This window comes from Paenarthrobacter sp. NPDC091669 (genome assembly GCF_044756725.1).
GTDB classification, from domain to species: Bacteria; Actinomycetota; Actinomycetes; order Actinomycetales; family Micrococcaceae; genus Arthrobacter; species Arthrobacter bambusae_C.
Genome location: NZ_JBIVTK010000004.1, coordinates 245,387 through 268,455, shown reverse-complemented (window position 1 = coordinate 268,455; position 23,069 = coordinate 245,387). Strand labels below are relative to the sequence as shown.

Sequence of the window (23,069 nt, the reverse complement as noted above, 5' to 3'; positions counted from 1 at the left end):
CCACTAAGACAAGGACGTCACCATGAATCAATACGTCATCGCCATTGATCAGGGCACCACCAGCTCCCGCGCCATTGTGTTCGACCACTCCGGCAACATCGTCTCCACCGGCCAGATGGAACACGAGCAGATCTTCCCGCAGGCTGGCTGGGTTGAGCACAACCCCGCCGAAATCTGGAACAACACCCGGGAAGTTATCGCCTCGGCCCTATCCAAGGCGAACCTGACACGGCACGACATCGCCGCCGTCGGAATCACCAACCAGCGTGAAACCGCTGTCGTTTGGGACAAGAACACCGGTGAAGCTGTCTACAATGCCATCGTGTGGCAGGACACCCGCACCCAGCCAATCGTGGACCAGTTGGCCCAGGACGGCGGGCTCGAACGATTCAAGCAGAAGGTGGGCCTGCCCCTGGCTACCTACTTCTCCGGCACCAAGATCAAGTGGATCCTGGACAACGTCGACGGCGCCCGCGAACGTGCGGAAGCCGGGGACCTCCTGTTCGGCAACACCGACGCCTGGGTTCTGTGGAACCTCACCGGCGGTGTGGACGGCGGCGTCCATGTCACCGATGTCACCAACGCATCCCGCACCCTTTTCATGGACCTGGAGACGCTCCAATGGGACCAGGAAATCCTGGACGTCTTTGGCGTTCCGGCCTCCATGATGCCTGCCATAAAGTCCTCCTCCGAGGTCTACGGCCAGGTCCACACCTCGCAGCTCCTTCGCGAAACTCCGGTAGCGGGCATCCTGGGCGATCAGCAGGCGGCTACCTTCGGCCAGGCAGCTTTCCAGGCCGGCGAAGCGAAAAACACCTACGGCACAGGCTGCTTCCTGATCTTCAACACCGGCGAGGAGATTGTTCACTCCAAGAACGGCCTCCTCACTACGCTGGGATACAAGCTGGGCGACGCCAAGCCGCACTACGCCTTGGAAGGTTCCATCGCGGTCACTGGTTCTTTGATCCAGTGGCTCCGCGACAACCTGGGCATGATCAGTTCCGCTCCGGAAGTTGAGGAGCTGGCTGCGGGTGTCAAGGACAACGGTGGCGTCTACATCGTCCCCGCCTTCTCCGGACTGTTCGCACCGTACTGGCGCGCGGACGCCCGTGGCGCCATCGTCGGCCTGACCCGTTTCGCCAACAAGGGCCACATTGCCCGCGCCGCGCTGGAAGCAACCGCCTTCCAGACCCGCGAGGTGCTGGACGCCGTCAACGCGGACTCGGGTGTTCCGCTCACCGAGCTGAAGGTCGACGGCGGAATGGTCGCCAATGAGGCACTCATGCAGTTCCAGGCAGACATCCTGGGCGTACCGGTGGTCCGTCCGAAGGTGGTGGAAACCACCGCCCTCGGTGCTGCCTATGCGGCGGGGCTCGCCGTCGGATTCTGGAAGGACCTGGGTGAGCTCAGCGCCAACTGGAACGAAGACAAGCGCTGGGAGCCGCAACTGCCGGCAGAAGAGCAGGAGCGTCAGCTGCGGCTCTGGAAGAAGGCTGTCACCAAATCCATGGATTGGGTCGACGAAGACGTTAAGTAAGACCAGCGACATGACGCCTTAGCTGTTATGGGGGCCCCGCCCGCTACGCGGACGCCCGAAGCCGCTCCCGGGCCCCCATAACAGCACGGCGTCATTGAGCCGGTCTTCTGCAAGCCAAGCGCTGCGCCTCCAACCATGATTTGTCGGTGAGTGGATGGATAATCGTGCGCTATTGTAGATCTATGCGTGCGATCCTTCTGCTTAGCTAGCCGCCCGGCTTTGATTAGCCGTGCGGCCGCCCCTCCATTGTTGAGGGGCTTTTGTGTGTCCGGGGCTATCCGGGACCGCAGCAGGAGGCAAAACCGCCATCGAAGAACAGAAGAGGGCAGCAGTGAGCGTTCAGCCGGAGACAGAGACCGGAACAGCACAGACAGCCGCAGCTGAAGCGCCTGAAGAGGGCGTCTACAGCTTCGCTGCGATGGAAGCCAAGTGGCCGCAAGTCTGGGAAGACCTCAAAGTCTTCACGCCTGCCGACGAGGGCTCGCGGGAACGCCGCTACGTGCTGGACATGTTCCCCTACCCTTCCGGCGACCTTCACATGGGCCACGCCGAAGCATTCGCGATGGGCGACGTGGTGGCGCGCTACCTGCGCCAGAAGGGCTTCGACGTCCTGCACCCCATCGGTTGGGACTCCTTCGGCCTCCCCGCTGAGAACGCTGCGATCAAGCGCAACGCGCACCCCAGCGAGTGGACCTACGCGAACATCGACACCCAGGCGGCGTCGTTCAAGCGATACGCCATCTCCGCCGACTGGTCCCGGCGCATTCACACCTCTGATCCCGAGTATTACCGGTGGACCCAGTGGCTGTTCAAGCGCTTCTACGAGCGTGGCCTGGCCTACCGCAAGGATTCGCCGGTCAACTGGTGCCCCAAGGACCTCACCGTCCTGGCGAACGAACAGGTTGTCAACGGCGCCTGCGAACGCTGCGGCACAGCTGTCACCAAGAAGTCGCTGAATCAGTGGTACTTCAAGATCACCGACTACGCAGACCGCTTGCTGGAGGACATGGACCAGCTGCAAGGCCACTGGCCCGAGCGTGTTTTGGCCATGCAACGCAACTGGATCGGCCGCTCTGAGGGCGCGCACGTGCGATTCGTCATCGAAGCCACGGAAGAGCGTGCCGAGCGCGAAGTCACCGTGTTCACTACCCGTCCTGACACTCTCTATGGTGCAACGTTCTTCGTTGTTGCAGCAGATGCGCACCTGGCACTGGACCTGGTGACTCCGGAACAGCACGACGAACTCATGGCGTACCGCGAGAAGGTGAAGGCGCTCTCTGAGATTGAGCGCCAGTCCACCGAACGCGAGAAGACCGGCGTCTTCACCGGCCGTTACGCCATCAACCCGCTCAACGGCGAGAAGCTCCCGGTATGGGCCGCTGATTACGTGCTGGCCGATTACGGCACGGGTGCCATCATGGCCGTGCCTGCGCATGACCAGCGTGACCTCGACTTCGCCAAGGCCTTCAACCTGCCCGTCCGGGCAGTGTTGGAAACAGGCGCCGAAGACCCCGCAGAGACCGGCGTGGCCACTGCCGGTGAAGGCACACTGAAGAACTCCGGCGATCTGGACGGCTTGTCCAAGTCCGAGGGCATTCCTGCCGCGATCGAGATCCTCGAGAAGCTGGGAACCGGCGAGAAATTCGTCAACTTCCGTTTGCGTGACTGGCTGCTGAGCCGCCAGCGTTTCTGGGGCACCCCCATCCCCATCATCCACTGCGGTGAATGTGGAGAAGTGCCCGTCCCCGATGACCAGCTGCCGGTCAGGTTGCCCGACAACCTGCGGGGTGAGGCGCTGTCGCCGAAGGGGACCTCCCCGTTGGCTGCCGCCGTCGAGTGGGTCAACGTTGAGTGCCCCAACTGTGGACGTGCCGCACAGCGCGATACCGACACCATGGACACGTTCGTGGACTCGTCCTGGTACTTCCTGCGCTTCGTGTCGCCGGACTACACCGAGGGCCCGTTCGATCCTGAAAAGATCAACAACTGGATGCCGGTCGGACAGTACGTAGGTGGCGTTGAGCACGCCATCCTGCACCTGCTCTATGCCCGCTTCTTCACCAAGGTCATCAAGGACATTGGACTGATCGAAGCCAACGAACCCTTCTCGGCGCTGCTCAACCAGGGCCAGGTGCTCAACGGCGGCAAGGCCATGAGCAAGTCCTTGGGCAACGGTGTGGACCTCGGAGAGCAGCTGGACAAGTTCGGCGTCGATGCCGTGCGCCTCACCATGGTCTTTGCCTCCCCGCCGGAAGACGACGTCGACTGGGCGGACGTTTCGCCGTCGGGTTCTGCAAAGTTCCTGGCCAGGGCCTGGCGGCTTGGCCAGGACGTCAGCAGCGAGCCGGGTGTAGATCCCGCAACCGGTGATCGCGCCCTGCGGACGGTCACGCACAAGACCATCGCCGACGCCGCTGAACTGTTGGACAACAACAAGTTCAACGTTGTGGTGGCCCGTCTGATGGAGCTGGTCAACGCTACCCGCAAGACCATCGACTCGGGTGCAGGTGCAGCAGATCCAGCCGTTCGTGAAGCGGTGGAAGCCGTTGCAGTGATCCTGAGCCTGTTTGCTCCGTACACAGCCGAGGACCTGTGGAACACGCTGGGCCACCCTGCTTCCGTAGCGAATGCAGGCTGGCCGAAGCACGACGACGCACTGCTGGTTCAGGACACCGTCACCGCTGTGGTTCAGGTCCAGGGCAAGGTTCGCGATCGCTTGGAAGTTTCGCCGAACATCACTGAGGACGAGTTGCGTGAGCTTGCATTGGCCTCGGAAAACGTCCAACGCGCCATGGACGGCCGCGGCATCCGCACCGTGATCGTCCGGGCACCTAAACTGGTGAACATCGTCCCCGCCTAGCAGGGAGAGTGCGGCCGCCGGCACTGCGCCGGCGGCCGGCCATCATCTTTGGAGGTTGCGTGCCTGAGCGAGAACCACCCGCATGGATATGGCTCAAAGAAAGAGTTGCGCGCCTTAGGCAGCCCAGCGCGCCGGTTCCAGCAGCTGACGTGCCGCTGGCCGCCGTCGTCAAGACAGCCGTCGTCACTGATTCGGCGGCTGCGCTCCCCACGGACTGGGTCTCGGCCTTTACCGCCGACGGACGGCTTGCCGTAGTTCCTATGCCCGTCATGGTGGGAAGCGAAATTTACGGCGAAGGCGAAGACGACATCACCCTCACGTTGTCGCTGGCTCTCGCCTCAGGCGCCTCGGTCAAAACGTCACGGCCATCACCCGGGCAGTTTGAACAGGCCTACCTCGCAGCCCAACGGCGCGGTTTCGAATCCGTGGTGTCCATCCACATTTCATCCGAACTTTCCGGCACCGCCGATGCCGCCCGGCTGGCTGCAGCCCGTGTGAGCATTCCCGTAGAGGTGGTGGATTCCCGCACGGTCGGCATGGCGCAGGGCATGGGGGTCCAAAGTGCGGTGGTTGCCGCTGCCGATGGGCAGGAGGCTGCAGAAGTCCGTGGCTTCGCTGAGCGGCGCATGGAGCGCACCAAGGTCTACTTCTACGTGCCCAGCCTTGAACAGTTGCGCCGTGGAGGTCGAATCGGTGCCGCAGCGTCCTTGTTGGGTACAGTCCTCGCCATCAAGCCCATTTTGGCGGTCGACGGCGGCAAGATCGTTCCGCTGGAAAAGGTTCGGTCCGCTGTGCGAGCCGTCGCCCGGCTGGAAGAGATTGTCGCGGCGGATGTCGCTTCCCGCCCGGCCGGACAGCAGCGTCTGGCGGTTCACCACTTCGGCAACCAGATGGAGGCCGAAGCGCTGGCCGCCCGGCTGAACGGAAAATGCCCCGACTGCCCGCCACCCCAAATCAGTGCCCTGCCTGCCGTTCTGGCGGCTCATGCAGGCCTGGGGGTTCTGGCGGTCATTGTGGGGGAGAGCAGCACGCCGACGGACTGATCATCCGGCGGTTTATCCACATAGCCCCTTTGGCCCCGGCTGACATCGGATTGCCGGCAATAGGCTCGTTGTATGCCACGCCGGAACCGGGATACGTCCCCAGACGCCGCAGCGCAGGCAGCACGGCAGCGCTTTATCGCGAGATTGGCCGGAGACGCCCGGACTTCTCCGCTGCTGGAGTTACCGGACAACCATTCTTCTGATCCAGTGAGCGACGAGGAAGAGCCAGGAGAGCTGGTTCGAAGACCCCGTCTTCGATGGCGTGCTCCTTGGCGCGTAGCGGTACTCCTGGCCATAGTAGGGGCGAGCCTCATCGCATGGCATCTATGGCAGTTTTCCCTGGGTCAGCCAACATCAGAACCGTTGGATCCTTCCACATCTGTTGGTCCCATTGTTCCGGATTCGTCAGAATCGCCGCAACCAATGGGGTCGGAGGCTGACGGGAGCCTGCTTGTTCACGTGGCTGGGGCCGTACAGACGCCCGGCGTCGTAACCCTGCCGCGGGGTAGCCGCGTCTTCCAAGCCATTGAGGCTGCCGGGGGTGCAGCGCCAAACGCCGAACTCGGCGGGCTGAACCTCGCTGAAGTGCTCAACGATGGAGCCAAGGTCGTCGTTCCAGTAGCGGGGGAGGCCCCGCAAGCCTCCCCGTCTGCGCCTGCCGGCAGTACTGGCACAGGCAGTTCCAGCGGCGGGGCTGCGAAGGTCAACATCAACACTGCCACCTTGGAGGAGTTGGGGACGTTGCCCCGGGTGGGGCCGGTGACCGCCCAGCGAATTCTGGACTGGCGGAAAGAGCACGGACCGTTTGCGTCGGTGGACGAACTGGATGCCATTGACGGGATTGGACCAAAGCTCATGGAGTCCCTCAACGATCTTGTGACGGTGCAGGGTGGCTGAGTCGCCCGGAGGTCCGGAAGCAGGAAAACGCCTGGACCTGAGGCTCGTGCCTGTGGTGGTGGTGGCGTGGTCTGCAGCGCTTGCAGGTGGATTCGTTGATGGGGTCTGGTCCGCTGTGTTGGCGGTCGCGCTGGGCTTGTTGGGAGGGGTGTTCCTGGTTGCGGGGCATCGCCAAAGGCCTTCCGGAGTACGGCCCGGAACACTGTTCGCGACCCTCGCCCTCGCATGTGTCCTGGGGGCCGCTGTTGCGGTTCATTGTGCTGTCATCGCGGGCAACCGTGAGAAGGGACCACTGGCCCCGGCGATGGCCGCCGATGAGGGGGTCGTCGTCCACCTACTCATTACGGGCAGCCCAACCCTGTCGCCGGCGCCGGGGCATTCAAGTGGCGGCAGATGGATGGTTGATGCGAGTCTGATCGATCTCACGGCCAAGGGAAGCGTGGTGCATGGAACGGCCGACATCCTTGTGACGGGCGGTGCTGACTGGCAGAATGTGCGGGCGGGGCAGAGCGTCAGAACAACCGGGACGCTGAAGCAGGTGCGGGAGGGGCAACCAGAAGCGGCGCTTCTCAACGCGTCCTCCGCCCCCGTCGTTACCGGCTCGGGGTTCGATATCCGACAAACAGCGGCCGACGTGCGGAAACGGTTTGTCTCCGCTGGTGACTGGCTGCCTCCGGACGCGGCAGGCTTGCTTCCCGGGATGGTGACAGGCGACACCAGCGCCCTGCCGGAAAGCCTGGAAACGGCCATGAAGACCACGGGAATGACACACCTGACGGCCGTCTCGGGCGCCAATTGCAGCCTCATTCTGGGTGGCTTCATTTTGTTGGCACGGTGCTTCCGGTGGGCGCGCCCGGCAGCTGGGGCTTTTGCTGCGTGCGGCCTGTTGGCGTTCGTCATCATGGTGGGGCCGGATCCAAGCGTCTTACGGGCCGCAGTCATGGGGACAGTGGGGCTGGCTGCTTTGACGGGTGGGCTGCGCGGACGGTCCTTGTCCTTCCTTTGCCTCGCCACAACCATCCTGCTGCTGTTGGACCCGGCCATGGCGGCCAGCGTGGGATTTCTCCTCTCGGTTCTGGCGACGCTTGGAATTGTGCTGCTTGCGGCGCGCATTGCGTCATGGATCCCTGCCCGGGTGCCACGGTGGTTGGCTGCCGGGGTTGCCGTGCCGTTGTCTGCGCAGCTGCTGTGTGGCCCGGTGATCGTGGCACTTCAGCCGCAGTTCTCATCGTTCGCGCTGATTGCCAATGTTGTGGCAGGTCCTTTGGTGGCTCCGGTGACTATTTTTGGGACGATCGCCGTGCCTCTGGCCACAGCTCTGCCCTGGCTCGCGGTGGTGCCCATCGCCGTTGCGGGGATCTGCGCTGGATTGGTGGCGGGAGTGGCAAGGTTTTTTGCCGGCTTACCAGGAGCTGCTTTGCCGTGGGCCGAGGGGGCGGTGGGAGTAGTGGCCATGGTGCTCTCATCCATGGTGACCCTGCTGGCCGTCTGGATGGCGCTGCACCTTGCAGACGTGAAGCGACACGCCATGAGGCTGCACTGTGCTGTGATGGTGCTTCTCGATCGCTGAGTGTCGCCCAAACATGGCAGACTTGAACCCTGCAACGAAACGTCCGGAAGGAACCACCAGTGGCTGCTGCCCAAAACACCCGGGCCAAGAGCGTCGCGGCGAACACTGTCAGTTGGCGGGATGCGGCACCGGCCGCCGTCGTCCTGATCATGGGACCGGAAGAATATCTCGGTATCCGGGCGATGGACGGCATCCGGACCCAGGTGCGAAGCACCACCCCGGACGTCGAGCTGAGCAGGCTTAACGCGGGCTCCTACGAGGCCGGATCCCTGGCGATGACCGTCACGCCGTCCCTCTTCGGTGAGGGCAAGCTCATCGAGGTCGAGGGCCTTGAAGCCATGAATGACGCTTTCCTGGCCGACGGCTTGGCCTACCTCCAGCATCCGGACCAAGACGTCGTCCTTGTCCTGCGTCATACCGGGGGAGTTCGTGGCAAGAAGCTGCTCGATGCCGTGAAGTCCGCCGGCTGGCCCGTCATTGATTGCCAACCGTTGAAGAAGGACTCTGACAAGACCGCGTTCGTCGTTTCCGAATTCAGGGCGGGAGGGCGCCGCATTGAGGGCGAAGCCGTCCAGGCATTGGTGAACGCGGTGGGCGCGAACCTTTCCGAGCTTGCAGCAGCGTGCAACCAGCTGATTGCCGACGCCACTGCCGCTGTGACGGCGGAGACCGTTGAACGCTACTACGGCGGCCGGGTCGAAGCTACGGCGTTCAAGGTGGCGGATGCTGCGATGGCTGGTAATGGGCCGGTGGCACTGTCCACCCTGAGGCACGCACTGGCCACCGGGGTGGACCCGGTTCCCCTGGTTGCTGCACTCGCGGCCAAGCTGCGGACGTTGGCCAAAGTTGCGGGGGCCAACGGTTCTTCGGCCACCATTGCCAGGAATCTGGGAATGCAGCCGTGGCTTGTTGAGCAGGCGCAGCGGGATGTCCGGCGCTGGACTCCCGAGGGCCTGATCCGTTCCATCCAGGTCATCGCCGAAGCGGACGCGCAGGTGAAGGGCGAGTCGCGGGACCCTGTTTACGCCGTGGAGCACGCGGTGACTGTGATTGCCATGTCAGCCAGTCGACGCTGAAGCCGGCATGCGGCGGCATCGCTGGCGCTTAAACCCAAAGGCCGGCACCCATTGGGTGCCGGCCTTTTGATCAGCTCAGTCGAACTGGAAAAACCTTAGAGTGCGTTGACCTTTTTGGAGATCGCCGACTTGCGGTTTGCAGCGTTGTTCTTGTGAATAACGCCCTTGCTGACAGCCTTGTCCAGCTTACGGCTGGCAGCAACAAGTGCAGTTCCAGCAGCATCCTTGTCAGCAGACTCAACGGCGGTGGTGACGGCGCGGATGGCCGTCTTCAGCTCGGACTTGACTGCGTTGTTACGCAGGCGAGCCTTCTCGTTGGTGAGGATGCGCTTCTTCTGGGACTTGATATTAGCCACGTATGAACTCTCTTTTTAATGCGGAAATGGTCTAGAGGGTTTTCAGGTTGGCCATCGACTGAGCGGCGTGGGGATGCCTATGGCAGCCAACCATGAGTGGCCGTCGACCTGCACGGACACACAGCTATAAAGGATAGCAGAAAGTCGGGGCTCATACAGAACCGGGCGATTGGTCCGGCTAATGCCGTGCTTGGAGGGCCCGGGCTACCTCCCGGAATTGCGACTTTCCCAGGACGGCACCTTCGCGCCGGACCGCAGCAGGATCCAGCCGGATAATGCGCCCAACGTTAATTTCGCTGGGCCTGCCTTGCCGATCCCAGGAGCCGGTTCCTATGTCAACGTAATCGTCCGCCCGAGCGCCGTTGTTGTGATCTTTGGACGTCAACATGAGACCCAAAAGCCACTCGCCATCCCGACCCACCAAGAGTACGGGCCGGTCTTTACCTTGTGTGTGGTCCTCTTCGTAGGGGACCCAGCTCCAGACAATCTCGCCGGGATCCGGCTGACCATCGGGCTTGGGGGAGTAGTTGACCTTGATTGAACCAAGGAAGTCGCCGGGGTAGGCGCCTGGCTGACGTACGACGTCGGACTGCCGGGTCTGTGTCCTGCGGGCACCTGCCGGGGTGGCTGCTTTGGTGCTGCTGCCACCGAGGGCTTTGAAGGATCGCAAGATGAGTTTGCCCAAAGGGCGCAAGTCGAAAGCCATGGGACAACGCTACAGCTGCGCGGAGCTGATGCCTGAGCAGGCAATGTACGGCGAAGCGCAGGTTCATGGGAGACTAGAGGATCAGATGCGCGGCGTGTTCCGGCTGGCCTATGCCCAGTTCCGGAAATTGCCGTGTGAGTGTCGACAGTAAGGATCCTGCGTGTCTCCCATGGCCCGCACCGCACCGGTGCCCGCCGCAACAGATCCGGCCATCATCCGGAACTTCTGCATCATTGCCCACATTGACCACGGTAAGTCCACCCTGGCCGACCGCATGCTGCAGTACACCGGCGTCGTTAAGCAACGCGACATGAAGGCCCAGTATCTGGACCGCATGGATATCGAACGTGAGCGCGGCATCACCATCAAGTCCCAGGCAGTTCGCATGCCATGGGAACTTGATGGCAACAGCTACGCACTGAACATGATCGATACTCCCGGCCACGTCGACTTCACCTATGAGGTTTCCCGCTCGCTCGCCGCTTGTGAAGGCGCAGTGCTGCTGGTGGATGCAGCCCAGGGCATCGAGGCCCAGACCCTTGCCAATCTGTATCTGGCAATGGAGAACAACCTCACCATCATTCCTGTACTGAACAAGATCGATCTTCCGGCTGCCCAGCCTGAGAAGTACGCTGCGGAGCTTGCCAACCTCATTGGCGGCGACCCCGAGGACGTTCTCAAGGTCTCCGGTAAAACGGGCGTGGGTGTTGAGGCCCTGCTGGACAAAATTGTCCGTGACCTTCCTGCACCCGTTGGCGACCCCAATGCGCCGGCCCGCGCCATGATTTTCGACTCCGTCTATGACACGTACCGCGGCGTAGTTACCTACGTCCGCGTGGTGGACGGCATGCTCCACCCGCGCGAACGCATTCAGATGATGTCCACCCGGGCAACGCACGAGCTCCTGGAGATTGGTGTCAGCTCCCCGGAGCCGACGCCATCCAAGGGCCTGGGCGTCGGCGAGGTGGGCTACCTGATTACCGGCGTGAAGGACGTCCGTCAGTCGAAGGTTGGCGATACTGTTACCAACCTGGCCAAGCCTGCCTCGGAGTCGCTCAGCGGCTACGCCGACGCCAAGCCGATGGTCTTCTCCGGTCTCTACCCGCTGGACGGAACGGACTACCCTGTCCTCCGCGACGCCCTCGAAAAGCTGATGCTTAACGACGCCGCACTGGTTTACGAGCCCGAGACGTCCGCAGCACTGGGCTTCGGTTTCCGCGTCGGGTTCCTCGGTTTGCTCCACCTGGAAATTACCCGTGAGCGCCTCGAACGTGAGTACAACCTGGACCTCATCTCCACGGCTCCCAACGTGGAATACGAGGTGACACTGGAGGACAAGAAGGTCATCCACGTCACCAACCCCAGCGAGTACCCCACGGGCAAGATCTCCGAGGTTCGCGAGCCGATGGTTTCCGCCACCATCCTGGCTCCCAATGAGTTTGTTGGATCCATCATGGAACTCTGCCAGAGCCGCCGAGGCCAAATGCGCGGCATGGATTACCTCTCCGAGGACCGTGTGGAACTCCGCTACTGGATTCCGCTGGCTGAGATCGTGTTCGACTTCTTCGACCTCCTGAAGTCCAAAACCCGAGGCTACGCGTCGCTGGACTGGAAGGCCGACGGCGAACAGGTTGCAGACCTCGTCAAAGTGGACATCCTGCTGCAGGGTGAACAAGTGGATGCCTTCAGTGCCATCACCCACCGTGACAAGGCCTACGCCTACGGTGTGATGATGACCGGCAAGCTCCGTGAGCTCATCCCTAGGCAGCAGTTTGAGGTGCCCATCCAGGCAGCCATCGGATCGCGCATCATTGCCCGCGAGAGCATCCGGGCCATCCGCAAGGACGTTCTTGCCAAGTGCTACGGCGGTGACATCACCCGTAAGCGCAAACTGCTGGAAAAGCAGAAGGAAGGCAAGAAGCGCATGAAGATGGTGGGTCGCGTGGAGGTTCCCCAGGAAGCATTCATCGCAGCCCTGACCACCGACGAGTCCAAGGACAAGGCCAAGAAGTAAATGCCCAGCGTCCTGCCTTTGGGCGATCCGGCACCTGCGGACGGAGTACTTCCCCCGCAGGTGCTGGACGGCGTGGAGCACCGTAACTTCGGGCTCTACGTCCATATCCCGTTTTGTGCCGTTCGCTGCGGCTACTGTGACTTCAACACCTACACGGCCACCGAACTCGGTGGTGGAGCCTCTCAGGATGCCTACGCTTCAACGGCGGTGAGTGAACTCGACTTTGCAGCTGTTGCACTGGAGGCCTCCGGGCTGCCACAGCGGCGCATGAGCACTGTTTTCTTTGGCGGCGGTACCCCCACGCTCCTCCCTGCGGAAGATCTGGCGCACATCCTCCGGGCGGCCGTCGATCATTGGGGACTTGAGCCCGGAGCCGAAGTAACCACCGAAGCCAATCCCGATTCCGTGACCCCTGAGTCGCTGAAAGTGCTGGCCGATGCCGGCTTCACCAGGGTCTCGTTCGGCATGCAGTCAGCTGTACCTCACGTGCTGAAGGTCCTTGACCGCACGCATACCCCCAGCCGTGTGCCGCTCGTGGTCCAGTGGGCCCGCGAAGCCGGACTCGCAGTGAGCCTGGACCTCATCTACGGTACGCCGGGTGAGTCCATGGACGACTGGCGGTTGTCCTTGGAGACGGCTCTTTCCTATCAGCCTGACCACATCAGCGCGTACGCATTGATCGTGGAAGACGGCACCAAGCTCGCGGCCCAGATCCGCCGCGGCGAAGTGCCCGGAATTGACGACGACGATCATGCGGCCAAATACGAATTGGCTGATTCGCTGGTCTCCGCAGCTGGTTTGAACTGGTATGAGGTCAGCAACTGGTCCCGGACGCCCGATCAAGCGTGCCGGCACAATCTGGCCTACTGGCGCGGCGACGACTGGTGGGGCGTCGGACCCGGTGCGCACTCCCACGTAGGAGGTGTCCGGTGGTGGAACGTCAAGCACCCCACCGCTTACGCAGGCCGTTTGGGGGCGGGAAGCTCACCGGCGGCAGGCAGGGAGACCTTGGACGCCGAAACCCGCGAAGTCGAGCGCATCATGCTGGAGGCGCGGCTGGGTACAGGACTTGAAGTTGATGCCTTGGACGCGGTTGGCCGCCATGCAATGGCAGGGCTCATCGCCGACGGGCTGGTTGATCCTGCGCAGGCCTTCAAAGGCCGGTTGATCCTGACGCTGAAGGGTCGGCTGCTGGCTGACGCCGTAGTCCGGAGGATTCTCCCCGACTAACTCCCAGCCCCCCTTGAAAGGGGGAGGGCTACTTGATCCAGCGCAGGTTGAGCTTATAGCGGTGCGGCTGGCCGTGGTTGACGCGGATCCCAGCCGAGACTGAGAAGCATGTCAGGGCTACCCAGATGCCCGTGGCGATCACGGCGAAGATGTTACCCACTACCGGCAGCAGCACCAGGATGTTGGCCAGAACCGCGGCGATGGTGGGAGGCAGGGTGAAGTTCAACGCTTCCTTGGATTCCTGTGCCGTAAAAGGTCCGCGGTCACGGAAAATCAGGTAGATCAGGAGTGATGGGAGGCATCCCAAAATGCCGCCAAAGTGTGCCAGGGTGGCCCATTGCCTGTCCTCGCTGGCGGTCAGTGGCAGCGCATTTGCAGGCGCGCCATGGTACTGGGGCTGGCCTGCGGCGCTGCCCGGTTCTTCAGGAGCGTTCTCTGCCACGGTGTGTTCCCTTTGCTGTAAAGATGGTGCGGTGTTGCTGTCCCAGAATACCGGCCCCAGCAGGCTTCCCGGGACAAACGCCGCGATGACACGTCAGTTGCTGCTGCTTTGAGGGCAAAGGTCAGGGAACTGTGAGGAAATCGATGACTTCTTCCACGCGGCCCAGCAGCGAGGCCTCGAGGTCGGCGTAGCTGCGAACCGCTCCAAGAAGCCGCTGCCAGCCCAGTCCTATATCTTCAGCGGTCTCGTGGGGCCACCCGAAGGCGGTCAGAATCCCGGTCTTCCAGTCGGTGCCGCGGGGTACGGACGGCCAGGCCTCTATTCCCAGGACTTTGGGCCTGATGGCCTGCCATACATCGATGTAGGGGTGGCCGACAATCAGGACGTTTCCCGCGGCTCCAGGCACAGTCATGGCGTCAGCTGCGATGCGGGACTCCTTGGAGCCGGCCACAAGGTGGTCCACCAGGATGCCGAGGCGTCGGCCGGGTCCGGGGTCAAAGGCGGAGATAGCCGACTTGAGGTCATCGACTCCGTGCAGGGGCTCCACCACAATGCCCTCGACGCGGAGATCGTCGCCCCACACTTTCTCGACGAGTTCGGCGTCGTGTTTTCCCTCCACCCAAATGCGGCTGGCTTTGGCCACCTGTGCGCGTTGTCCTTGAACCTTCACGGAACCCGAGGCGGTGCGCCCGGCCTGAACGGGCGGCGTCGTTTGGCGGGGGACCGGGGGCATCAAGCGGATGGGCTGCCCCTCGAGCAGGAAGCCAAATCCGAGTTGGAACGACTTTGTCTTCCCCCGCCTGTCCTCAAGGGACACAATGTGCATGCCGCCGGTTTTCTCGACACGGGTGACTTCGCCCACCCAGCCTGATTGGACGTCTTCGAGGACCATCCCGCGTTGGACGGCAACCTCCGGCAGTTGCCGTTTGGCAGGAGCTGACAGATCCTGCGGACCCCACGTGTCGAAAGCCAAGGAGTTCCTACCTTTTGTGCTGGGTTGAATGGTGCAGTGTTGATTTGCGCTGGGTTGGGACGGGAAAGTTCAATGCTAGCAACGGGGTGGCTCATACTAGACTGGTTAGCACTTGGGCATGTTGAGTGCTAAGTGGACCCGGTCCCAGAGACCACGGCAGTCGTCAGGAGGTGGAGCAATGAGTGAGCCACGCAAGTTGGAAGTGCTGCGTGCCATCGTTGAAGATTACGTGCATTCACGGGAACCTGTCGGATCGAAGGCCCTTGTTGAACGGCACCATCTTGGTGTTTCAAGCGCCACCATCCGAAATGACATGGCCGTTCTGGAAGAAGAAGGCCTCATTGCAGCGCCCCACACCAGTGCCGGTCGCATCCCCACCGACAAGGGCTACCGCCTGTTCGTTGATCGCATCTCCCAGGTCAAGCCCCTTTCGGCCGCCGAGCGGAGGGCCATCCACTCGCTGCTTGAAGGCCCCGATGATGTAGACGACATCCTGGAGCGCACCGTCAGGCTCCTGTCCCAACTGACCAACCAGGTCGCCGTCGTGCAGTACCCGCACTCCAACCGCGCCTTGGTACGGCATGTTGAGTTCGTCCTGTTGGCCCCACAACAGGTGTTGGTGGTGCTGATTGCCGATACCGGCAGCGTCAGCCAGAAGGTCATCGACGCCGGTTCGGACGTGGGCGACGACGCTTTGATGCGGTTGAGATCCCGCTTCCTGGGCAGCATCGCGGGGACGCAACTGGCTCTGTTGCCGCAGGTGCTTCCGTCGGTGATTGCCCTGTGTCCGCCCGAGCTTCGGGGACTGGCCCAAACGTTGGCCAACGGCCTGCAGTCCTTGAGCGACAACAGCCGCGAAGAACGCATCCTGATGGCCGGTACGGCCAACCTCGCCAGGTCCAACGTGGACTTCCCGTTGAGCATTGGTCCGGTGCTGGAAGCCCTTGAGGAACAAGTTGTCATGCTTCGGTTGTTGTCAGACATGGGGGACGACCCCCGCGGCGTCACCGTGAGTATCGGCCGGGAGAATCCCTATGACGGATTGGCCGAGGCTTCCGTGGTTGCCACTGGATACGGCTCCGGCGCAAAGGTGGGGATCCTGGGCCCGACCCGCATGGATTATCCGACCACCATGGCCGCAGTCCGGGCCGTGGCCCGTTACCTTTCACGCATTCTCGGCGGCTGAACGCCGTCACGAAGAAACATCCGCAGTACAACAAGGAAGAGATACCGACTTTGAGCAGCCACTATGACGTTTTGGGAGTCTCGCCGGAAGCCACCGGGGAAGAGATCAAAAAGGCGTACCGCAAGTTGGCGCGGAAACTCCACCCGGACGTAAACCCAGGTGAGGATGTCGCGGAGCAGTTTAAGGCCGTGACCCATGCTTATGAGGTGCTGTCCGATCCCCAGAAGCGCCGCGTCTACGATGCCACCGGAAATGAGAATGGAACGGACAACGGGTTTGGCGGCGGATATTCCGGCCAGGGCTTCGCGTTCCAGGACATCTTCGACACCTTCTTTGGTGGTGGCGGCGGTCACGGCGGGCCTGCCTCCCGTGTCCGACGCGGCCAGGACGCACTCATCAGCGTCCGCATTGACTTGAAGGACGCCGTTTTCGGCGTCAACAAAAAGCTCGAAGTGGACACTGCAGTGACCTGCCCCACCTGTGACGGCAGCTGCTGCCGTCCGGGAACCCACCCGGAACGTTGTGACATCTGTGGCGGCAGCGGCCAGGTCCAGCGCGCTGTCCGGTCCATTCTCGGCCAGGTCATGACCGCTGCCCCCTGCGGTTCCTGCGAGGGCTTCGGCACGGTCATCAAGGACCCCTGCAATGAGTGCAACGGCCAAGGCCGCATCCGCAGCCGCCGTTCCCTGACCATCAAGGTTCCTGCCGGCGTCGCCACCGGTACGCGCATCCAGTTGTCCGGGCAAGGCGAAGCAGGACCCGCAGGCGGCCCGTCGGGCGACCTCTACGTGGAAATCCGCGTCAACAACGATTCCATGTTCATCCGCGAAGGCGACGACCTCCACGCCACCCTCAGCGTGCCCATGACGGCCGCGGCGCTGGGTACGGAGCTGCAGTTGGATACTTTCGACGGCGCACAGGACATTGATGTGAAGGCCGGAACCCAGTCAGGCGAGATCGTTACCCTGCGGGGCCTGGGCGTCACGCACCTGCGTGGCTATGGCCGTGGCGACCTCAAGGTACACCTCCACGTTGAAACGCCGAGTAAGTTGGATCTTGCGCAGGAAGAATTGCTGCAGCAGCTCGCCAAGCTTCGCGGGGAGCAGTTCACCGAAGGAAAGCTCGTGGCCAGCGGCGGAATGTTCGCCAAGCTTCGGGACAAGCTCGGTAACCTGTAGCGGTGAGCAACCCCGTTTTCTTCACCCCGGCCGGCAGCCTTGGCGACGTCAGCCCTGGCAGTACGTTCGTGCTGGAAGGTCCGGAGGCCCGGCACGCGGTTACGGTCAAGCGACTTGGAGTGGGAGAGCCCGTTGACATAGCCGATGGTGCCGGCATGCGGTTGACCGGCACGGTCGCCGGGGCCGGCCCCACCGGCCTTACGGTCACGGCGTCCGACGTGGTCTTGGAAGAGCAGCCGGACGTCCGGCTGGTGCTGGTCCAGGCCCTGGCCAAGGGGGACCGCGACGAACTTGCCATCGAAACGGCCACGGAACTTGGAATTGATGCTGTGCTTCCGTGGCAGTCAGAGCGTTCGATTGTTCGATGGAAGGGCGATCGCGCCTCGAAAGCCCATGCGAAGTGGGAGTCCGTGGTCACCGCCGCCGCCAAGCAGGCCCGGCGGGCATGGATTCCCCAGGTTCGGACCATGGTGGACACCGGGTCCCTGGCGAAAGCCGTATCCCAAGCTGACCTTGCCATCATCCTGCATGAAGACGCGAAGAATCCCCTGCGGACCGTCCTTGAAGAATTTGCGGCAACCAATGCCACCGCTCCGCGCGAGGTTCTGTTGATTGTGGGCCCCGAAGGCGGGATCTCGCCGCGCGAAGTAACGCGACTCAGTGATGCCGGTGCTGTGACGGCACTGTTGGGGCACCATGTCTTGCGGTCGTCGACGGCGGGGCCGGCCGCCGTCGTTCTTGCGAGCGACATCCTGGGGCGCTGGTAGCCGGGCAGTCAGCGGCCCTGGGCCTCACCGGCCCCGGGGAATTAGCCGACCCTGAACAGCTATCCGACCCTGAACAGCCGGGTATCGGTGCTCGTCGCGATGGTGTTTCCGGCGTTGTCCACTTGGGAGACACGTACCTCGTACTGACCGGCTTTCAACGTGGCGCCAAACGTGAACAGGCCATACTGTCCGGGTTCGCCGGTGGCTTGCGTTTGGCCCGTGAGAAGGCTGGTCTTGTCGCCCTTGCCGTCGTCCTGCAGGACCTGCCAGGCAATGGGCTTTGAGCTGTCCGTGCTCCGACCGTTGAACTTGACCAGACCGGTGGGCAGGGTGGTGTCTTCCTGCGGATCGATGATCCAGAGCGGGGCAACCAAGGAGGCGTCGCGCGTCATCGGCTCACCCAGCTGCACTTGCCCGAACGCCATGTAGTCCTTGTGGCCATCAACCAGGATGACCACTTGGATCTGCTGGCCTGAATTGATGAGTCCTGAGGACGAGGCTGCGGCTGTGGCTGTGTAGACGAGTTGCTGTACCGCCCGTTGCGCCATGCCGGCGTCCAGGTTCGAGTTGAAAGCATCACGGGAAATATCGACAGTGATGACATTTTTGCCCGAAATGGACGTGGCCAGGCTGGCGGGTTCCTGCCAAGGCGTGAAGAAGTCATGATCCAACGGCTTTTCCGCCATCATGATCTTCAGAGCGGTGGTCACAGGATTTCCGTCGCCGGAGATGTCCCTGAACTCGCGGTAGAGGTAGACCTCTTCCTTGCTCCGCCCAATCCAGTAGACCGGGATCTTGGTGGAGGCCTGGGTGGTCTCCAGCGGGGCGTTGCTGGCCGGGGCTTCCTGGACGGTCAGCGGCGGCGGGGTGGAGGTGGCCTGGGTGCCGCCGCCGTTGGCGATGCAACCGGTCAGGAGGAGGACAGCGAGCATCGCAGGCACGGCAACAGCGGACTTGGTCCGCTTGTTCGCGCCATGAACGTTGCTGGCTGTTTTCTTGATGGGTTTCCTGTCCTGCCCTGCACGGTTTGGCAGCCATTTGTCGGCTGGGTGCGGGGTTGTGTTTTTCACCCGCTATGCCAGCTTGGCACATCGCTGACGGCGGTCGGCCGGGTTTCCGGGGGCGGGCGCCAACTGAAACATGATTGATACCGGCTTGATGCCGAGTTGAGACAAAACGTCCGTAGCAGCCCCGGGGTGCCGAATGAGGCTGCCGGGGGAGGTTCATCACGGGCCGGGCTGGCGTAGGATTGGAGACATTCCGGCATCAACGCGGGCAGTGAGAGCCAGCCGCGAATGTCGAATCGATGGCGTTATTGCAGACCAACCGGAGGAGAAAAGGCCTGAGGGCCAGCACTATGAGTGAATCTTTGAACGGGCGGCTCAGGACCGGAAACGGCAACCAGCCGCCCAACGAGTTCCCGCACACTTTACCGGGCACGCGCACGGAAGTTGTCACCTTTGACAATTCCGACCAGATGGTTCACTCGCTGGGCAGCCATGACGAAGCCCTGAGGTACATCGAGGAACAGTTCCAGGATGTGAGCTTCCATGTCCGCGGCAACGAGCTCTCCATGACCGGGCCCTCCACTGTCATTCCCCGCGTCATGCGCCTCCTGGAGGAAGTCCGCGGGCTGGTGGCCAAGGGGACTGTGGTCAGCCCTGACATCCTTCAGCAGTTGGTGTCGCTGTTGAGGGCCCAGTCGGTGCAGAACCCGGCTGATGTGCTGACCCACAACATCCTTTCCAGCCGCGGCAAGACCATCCGCCCAAAGACACTGAACCAGAAGAACTATGTGGATGCCATCGATGCAAACACGGTGATTTTCGGTATCGGACCAGCTGGCACGGGCAAGACATACCTGGCCATGGCCAAGGCTGTGCAGGCACTCCAGATGAAGGAAGTCAGCAGGATTATCCTGACGCGGCCCGCTGTGGAGGCGGGGGAGCGGCTGGGATTCCTGCCCGGTACATTGAGCGACAAGATCGATCCGTACCTTCGCCCGCTGTATGACGCACTCCACGACATGATGGATCCGGAATCCATCCCACGGCTGATGGCTGCAGGCACCATTGAGGTGGCACCATTGGCCTATATGCGCGGACGTACGCTCAATGACGCCTTCATCATTCTTGATGAGGCGCAGAACACCACCCCGGAACAGATGAAGATGTTCCTGACCCGTCTCGGCTTCGGTTCAAAAATGGTGGTCACCGGAGACGTCACGCAGATCGACCTTCCGCTGGGCGCAACGTCAGGCCTTCGGATCGTCCGGGAGATCCTGACGGGCATAGACGACGTCAATTTCTCCATTCTCGAGGCGGCCGACGTAGTTCGGCATCGCCTGGTGGCCGACATCGTATCCGCTTACAGCACCTGGGATGACGCGCACCGCAAAGACGCGTCAGGCACACATTACAAACGTGGAGAACGTCAATGAGCATTGAAGTCAACAACGAGTCCGGCGTGACGGTGGACGAAGCACAGCTGGTGACGTTGTCCCGCTTCATCTTCGAACGGCTCTACATCCATCCGCAGGCGGAGCTTTCCATTCTCCTGGTGGACGAACCCGCCATGGAGAAGCTCCACATTGAACTGATGGATGAGCCCGGGGCCACTGATGTCCTGTCTGTTCCCATGGACGAGCTCACTCCAGGCACTCCGGATAAGCCCACGCCGCAGGGAATGCTGGGCGACATCGCCATCTGTCCCCAGGTAGCCGAAGTCCAGGCCCGCAACGCCGGTCACCCCACCCAGGACGAGATGCTCCTCCTGACAACCCACGGCATCCTCCACCTTCTGGGATTCGACCACGCAGAACCCGAGGAAAAAGAAGAAATGTTCGGTTTGCAGCGCGAACTGCTGTCTGAATTCCTGGGCAAGGATGCCCCCATGGAGACCATGCAGTGACCTGGATCATCCTGGTCGGCATGGCATTGGTTTTCCTCAGCTTTGTCGCCTTATTGACGGCTGCTGAGGCCGCGTTCAATTTCCTGCCCCGGCATGAGGCCGAACAATCCATTGTCCGCAGCAAGGGCAAGGCCCTGAGTGGGATCCTCAAAGCTCCCATTGCCCACATGCGCGCCCTGCGTTTCTGGCGTGTGTGGTTCGAGATGGCCGCTGCAGTAGCTGTGGCGGTAGTGCTGCACAGTTTGCTCGACAACGTCTGGCTTGCCGGGCTTGCTGCTACCGGCATCATGGCCGTCATTGGATTCGTGCTGGTGGGGGTGTCGCCGAGGCAGCTGGGGAGGGCACACTCCGGCCCCGTTGTACGCTTCACAGCTCCGCTGATCCGCTTCCTCTGCTGGGTTCTCGGCCCCATTCCCGGGTGGCTCGTGGCCCTGGGCCAGGCAGTGGCTCCCGGCGCCCCCAGCGGTGACGACGCGTTCGTCAGCGAAGAAGAGTTCCGCGAATTCGTGGACCGCGCCGCCGAATCGGACATGATCGAGGACAACGAGGCTGAACTCATCCATTCGGTCTTCGACTTCGGCGACACGTTGGTGCGTTCGGTCATGGTCCCCCGCACGGACATTGTCAGCATCGGTACTGGATCGGACCTCGAGACAGCCATGGGCCTCTTCCTGCGGTCGGGCTATTCCAGGATTCCGGTCATCGGTGAGAATACCGACCAGATCCGCGGAATCCTCTATTTGAAGGACGTCGCCGCGGCCATGCATCGAGGCGAACCCGGCCTGCAGGCACACGATGTCGACTCCCTCGCCCGGGACGTCCGCTACGTTCCTGAGTCCAAGCTCGTGAGTGACCTTCTCAGGGAACTGCAACAGGAATCCACCCACGTGGCGATCGTGATCGATGAGTACGGCGGTACCGCCGGACTGGTGACCCTTGAGGACCTCATCGAGGAAATCGTGGGCGAAATCGTGGATGAATACGATGCCGCCGCAGAAGAAGCAGTGGACCTCGGCGACGGTACGTTCCGGGTCAGCGCCCGCATGAGCATCGATGACCTCGGTGAACTGTTCGACATTGACCTCGACGACGACGAGGTGGACACCGTAGGCGGCCTCCTCGCCAAAGCACTGGGGCAGGTCCCGATTGTCGGCAGTTCAGTTGATGTGGATGGAATATCACTCAGGGCGGATAGGCTTGAGGGTCGCCGAAACAGGGTCAGCCACATCATTGCGGCAGCCATGCCAAAGGAAGACACTGACTTTGAAGACCTACTCGATGACGCCGACTCAACGCAACAGGGAGTTCCACGTGAGCAAGCAAAATAAGAAATTCGATGCCGATAATGACTTCGGTGGCTTCCACGCAGGCTTCTCTGTGCTGGTTGGCCGGCCCAATGCAGGCAAATCGACACTGACCAACGCCTTGGTCGGCCAGAAGGTGGCCATCACCTCGGCCAAGCCGCAGACCACGCGGCACACCATCCGTGGGATTGTCCACCGCGAGGATGCGCAGCTGATCCTGGTGGACACCCCCGGTCTGCACAGGCCGCGCACGCTGCTGGGTAAGCGGCTCAATGATCTTGTGGCCGACACCCTGGCCGAAGTGGACGCCATTGGATTCTGCCTGCCGGCGAACGAGAAGATCGGCCCCGGCGACAAGTACATCGCAGCTCAGCTGGCGGCCGTGGGCAGGAAGCCGATCGTCGCCCTCGTGACCAAAACCGACCTTGTGGACCGCCAAGCCCTGACCGAGCAATTGCTCGCTGTCGCTGCCTTGGGACGCGACGTCCTCGGCGAACAAGGTTGGGCCGACATCGTCCCAGTTTCAGCGGCCGACGGATTCCAGGTCTCCACTGTCGCGGACGTATTGATCAGCCACATGCCCTCATCGCCCCCGCTGTACCCCGACGGTGAACTGACCGACGAGCCCGAGGCTGTCATGATTGCGGAACTTATTCGGGAGGCTGCCTTGGAAGGTGTCCGCGACGAACTTCCCCACTCGCTGGCCGTGGTAGTGGAAGAAATCGTTCCCCGTGAAGGTCGAACCGAGGACAACCCGCTCCTGGACGTTCGGGTCAACCTTTATGTCGAGCGACCCTCACAGAAGGCCATCATCATAGGCAAGGGTGGAAGCCGGCTGCGGGAGGTCGGTACCAACGCACGGAAGGGCATCGAGACCCTTCTGGGCACCCGAATCTATCTGGATCTGCATGTCAAGGTGGCCAAGGACTGGCAGCGGGATCCCAAGCAACTGGTCAAACTCGGATTCTAGCGGGCAAGACACGTCCAGGCATCGTAGAGGCGCGATAAGGAACTTCCCAG

General features: G+C 62.2%; 20 protein-coding genes. 15 read left to right on the top strand and 5 right to left on the bottom strand.

Annotation, left to right across the window (positions count from 1 at the left end):
* The first annotated feature begins 22 nt into the window (after positions 1-22).
* The 6 genes from glpK (at position 23) to holA (ending at position 8,983) form a co-directional block, all read left to right on the top strand.
* Entirely contained in the window at positions 23-1,537 is a 1,515-nt protein-coding gene (gene glpK / locus ACIQLI_RS08870) for a glycerol kinase GlpK (RefSeq protein ID WP_089595212.1), read from the top strand.
* A 331-nt stretch (positions 1,538-1,868) separates the two neighbouring features.
* Positions 1,869-4,397: a leucine--tRNA ligase gene (leuS, locus tag ACIQLI_RS08865; RefSeq protein ID WP_400387277.1), complete on the top strand. Its 2,529-nt coding sequence runs from the start codon at positions 1,869-1,871 to the stop codon at positions 4,395-4,397.
* 8 nt (positions 4,398-4,405) lie between these two features.
* Positions 4,406-5,440, top strand: a complete 1,035-nt coding sequence (locus ACIQLI_RS08860) for a DegV family protein (RefSeq protein ID WP_400387274.1) — start codon at positions 4,406-4,408, stop codon at positions 5,438-5,440.
* Between the two features lie 459 nt (positions 5,441-5,899).
* Positions 5,900-6,337, top strand: a complete 438-nt coding sequence (locus ACIQLI_RS08855; protein ID WP_400387271.1) for a helix-hairpin-helix domain-containing protein — start codon at positions 5,900-5,902, stop codon at positions 6,335-6,337.
* Positions 6,330-7,907, top strand: coding sequence for a ComEC/Rec2 family competence protein (locus ACIQLI_RS08850; RefSeq protein WP_400387268.1), 1,578 nt, complete (start codon positions 6,330-6,332; stop codon positions 7,905-7,907). The genes ACIQLI_RS08855 and ACIQLI_RS08850 overlap by 8 nt, the downstream gene beginning before the upstream one ends.
* 59 nt (positions 7,908-7,966) lie before the next feature.
* The gene (gene holA, locus ACIQLI_RS08845; protein ID WP_400387265.1) at positions 7,967-8,983 is read left to right on the top strand and encodes a DNA polymerase III subunit delta; all 1,017 of its coding nucleotides are present in this window, start codon (positions 7,967-7,969) and stop codon (positions 8,981-8,983) included.
* Between the two features lie 95 nt (positions 8,984-9,078).
* On the opposite strand, the gene rpsT is transcribed toward holA, so the two are convergent.
* Both rpsT and ACIQLI_RS08835 read right to left on the bottom strand, forming a co-directional pair.
* Positions 9,079-9,339, bottom strand: a complete 261-nt coding sequence (gene rpsT / locus ACIQLI_RS08840) for a 30S ribosomal protein S20 (protein ID WP_054808077.1) — start codon at positions 9,337-9,339, stop codon at positions 9,079-9,081.
* Between the two features lie 178 nt (positions 9,340-9,517).
* Positions 9,518-10,045, bottom strand: coding sequence for a type II toxin-antitoxin system PemK/MazF family toxin (locus ACIQLI_RS08835; RefSeq protein WP_400387262.1), 528 nt, complete (start codon positions 10,043-10,045; stop codon positions 9,518-9,520).
* Positions 10,046-10,205: 160 nt separating this feature from the next.
* On the opposite strand from ACIQLI_RS08835, the gene lepA reads away from it, so the two are divergent.
* Both lepA and hemW read left to right on the top strand, forming a co-directional pair.
* Positions 10,206-12,059 carry a translation elongation factor 4 gene (gene lepA, locus ACIQLI_RS08830; protein ID WP_011774924.1) on the top strand — a complete coding sequence of 618 codons (1,854 nt, stop codon included), beginning with the start codon at positions 10,206-10,208 and terminating at the stop codon, positions 12,057-12,059.
* Entirely contained in the window at positions 12,060-13,289 is a 1,230-nt protein-coding gene (gene hemW / locus ACIQLI_RS08825; RefSeq protein ID WP_400387257.1) for a radical SAM family heme chaperone HemW, read from the top strand.
* 28 nt (positions 13,290-13,317) lie between these two features.
* On the opposite strand, the gene ACIQLI_RS08820 is transcribed toward hemW, so the two are convergent.
* On the bottom strand, positions 13,318-13,731 hold the full coding sequence (locus ACIQLI_RS08820) for a DUF4870 domain-containing protein (protein WP_159699313.1): 414 nt from the start codon (positions 13,729-13,731) through the stop codon (positions 13,318-13,320).
* A 121-nt stretch (positions 13,732-13,852) separates the two neighbouring features.
* Complete coding sequence (locus ACIQLI_RS08815) at positions 13,853-14,704, bottom strand: DUF3097 domain-containing protein (RefSeq protein WP_400387253.1); 852 nt, start codon at positions 14,702-14,704, stop codon at positions 13,853-13,855.
* Positions 14,705-14,882: 178 nt separating this feature from the next.
* Here ACIQLI_RS08815 and hrcA point away from each other — a divergent pair, with 178 nt between their 5' ends.
* From hrcA to ACIQLI_RS08800, 3 genes are read left to right on the top strand one after another with little or no spacing between them, the layout of a single operon-like run.
* Positions 14,883-15,890, top strand: a complete 1,008-nt coding sequence (gene hrcA / locus ACIQLI_RS08810) for a heat-inducible transcriptional repressor HrcA (RefSeq protein ID WP_400387250.1) — start codon at positions 14,883-14,885, stop codon at positions 15,888-15,890.
* Positions 15,891-15,940: 50 nt separating this feature from the next.
* Positions 15,941-17,068 carry a molecular chaperone DnaJ gene (dnaJ, locus tag ACIQLI_RS08805; protein WP_400387247.1) on the top strand — a complete coding sequence of 376 codons (1,128 nt, stop codon included), beginning with the start codon at positions 15,941-15,943 and terminating at the stop codon, positions 17,066-17,068.
* 2 nt (positions 17,069-17,070) lie between these two features.
* On the top strand, positions 17,071-17,835 hold the full coding sequence (locus ACIQLI_RS08800; RefSeq protein ID WP_400387245.1) for a 16S rRNA (uracil(1498)-N(3))-methyltransferase: 765 nt from the start codon (positions 17,071-17,073) through the stop codon (positions 17,833-17,835).
* A 59-nt stretch (positions 17,836-17,894) separates the two neighbouring features.
* Here ACIQLI_RS08800 and ACIQLI_RS08795 read toward each other — a convergent pair whose 3' ends face one another.
* The gene (locus ACIQLI_RS08795) at positions 17,895-18,767 is read right to left on the bottom strand and encodes a GerMN domain-containing protein (protein ID WP_400387582.1); all 873 of its coding nucleotides are present in this window, start codon (positions 18,765-18,767) and stop codon (positions 17,895-17,897) included.
* Between the two features lie 425 nt (positions 18,768-19,192).
* Between ACIQLI_RS08795 and ACIQLI_RS08790 the strand changes: the two genes are divergently transcribed.
* Genes ACIQLI_RS08790 through era form a run of 4 tightly spaced genes read left to right on the top strand, consistent with a single transcriptional unit; the run spans position 19,193 to position 23,019 of the window.
* On the top strand, positions 19,193-20,275 hold the full coding sequence (locus ACIQLI_RS08790; protein WP_354226900.1) for a PhoH family protein: 1,083 nt from the start codon (positions 19,193-19,195) through the stop codon (positions 20,273-20,275).
* Positions 20,272-20,745: an rRNA maturation RNase YbeY gene (gene ybeY, locus ACIQLI_RS08785; protein WP_400387242.1), complete on the top strand. Its 474-nt coding sequence runs from the start codon at positions 20,272-20,274 to the stop codon at positions 20,743-20,745. The genes ACIQLI_RS08790 and ybeY overlap by 4 nt, the downstream gene beginning before the upstream one ends.
* Positions 20,742-22,073 (top strand): hemolysin family protein, encoded by a 1,332-nt coding sequence (locus ACIQLI_RS08780; protein ID WP_089595198.1) that lies wholly within the window; start codon positions 20,742-20,744, stop codon positions 22,071-22,073. Before ybeY ends, ACIQLI_RS08780 begins: the two co-directional genes overlap by 4 nt.
* Positions 22,057-23,019, top strand: a complete 963-nt coding sequence (gene era / locus ACIQLI_RS08775; protein ID WP_207593633.1) for a GTPase Era — start codon at positions 22,057-22,059, stop codon at positions 23,017-23,019. Before ACIQLI_RS08780 ends, era begins: the two co-directional genes overlap by 17 nt.
* The last annotated feature ends 50 nt before the right edge of the window (positions 23,020-23,069 follow it).

Bases quoted from the DNA above. Each gene is read 5' to 3' on its own strand.
- ACIQLI_RS08835 (WP_400387262.1), bottom strand. From the start codon at position 10,045: ATGGCTTTCGACTTGCGCCCTTTGGGCAAACTCATCTTGCGATCCTTC.
- ACIQLI_RS08790 (WP_354226900.1), top strand. From the start codon at position 19,193: ATGAGTGAATCTTTGAACGGGCGGCTCAGGACCGGAAACGGCAACCAG.
- ACIQLI_RS08795 (WP_400387582.1), bottom strand. From the start codon at position 18,767: ATGCTCGCTGTCCTCCTCCTGACCGGTTGCATCGCCAACGGCGGCGGC.
- glpK (WP_089595212.1), top strand. From the start codon at position 23: ATGAATCAATACGTCATCGCCATTGATCAGGGCACCACCAGCTCCCGC.
- ybeY (WP_400387242.1), top strand. From the start codon at position 20,272: ATGAGCATTGAAGTCAACAACGAGTCCGGCGTGACGGTGGACGAAGCA.
- hrcA (WP_400387250.1), top strand. From the start codon at position 14,883: ATGAGTGAGCCACGCAAGTTGGAAGTGCTGCGTGCCATCGTTGAAGAT.
- hemW (WP_400387257.1), top strand. From the start codon at position 12,060: ATGCCCAGCGTCCTGCCTTTGGGCGATCCGGCACCTGCGGACGGAGTA.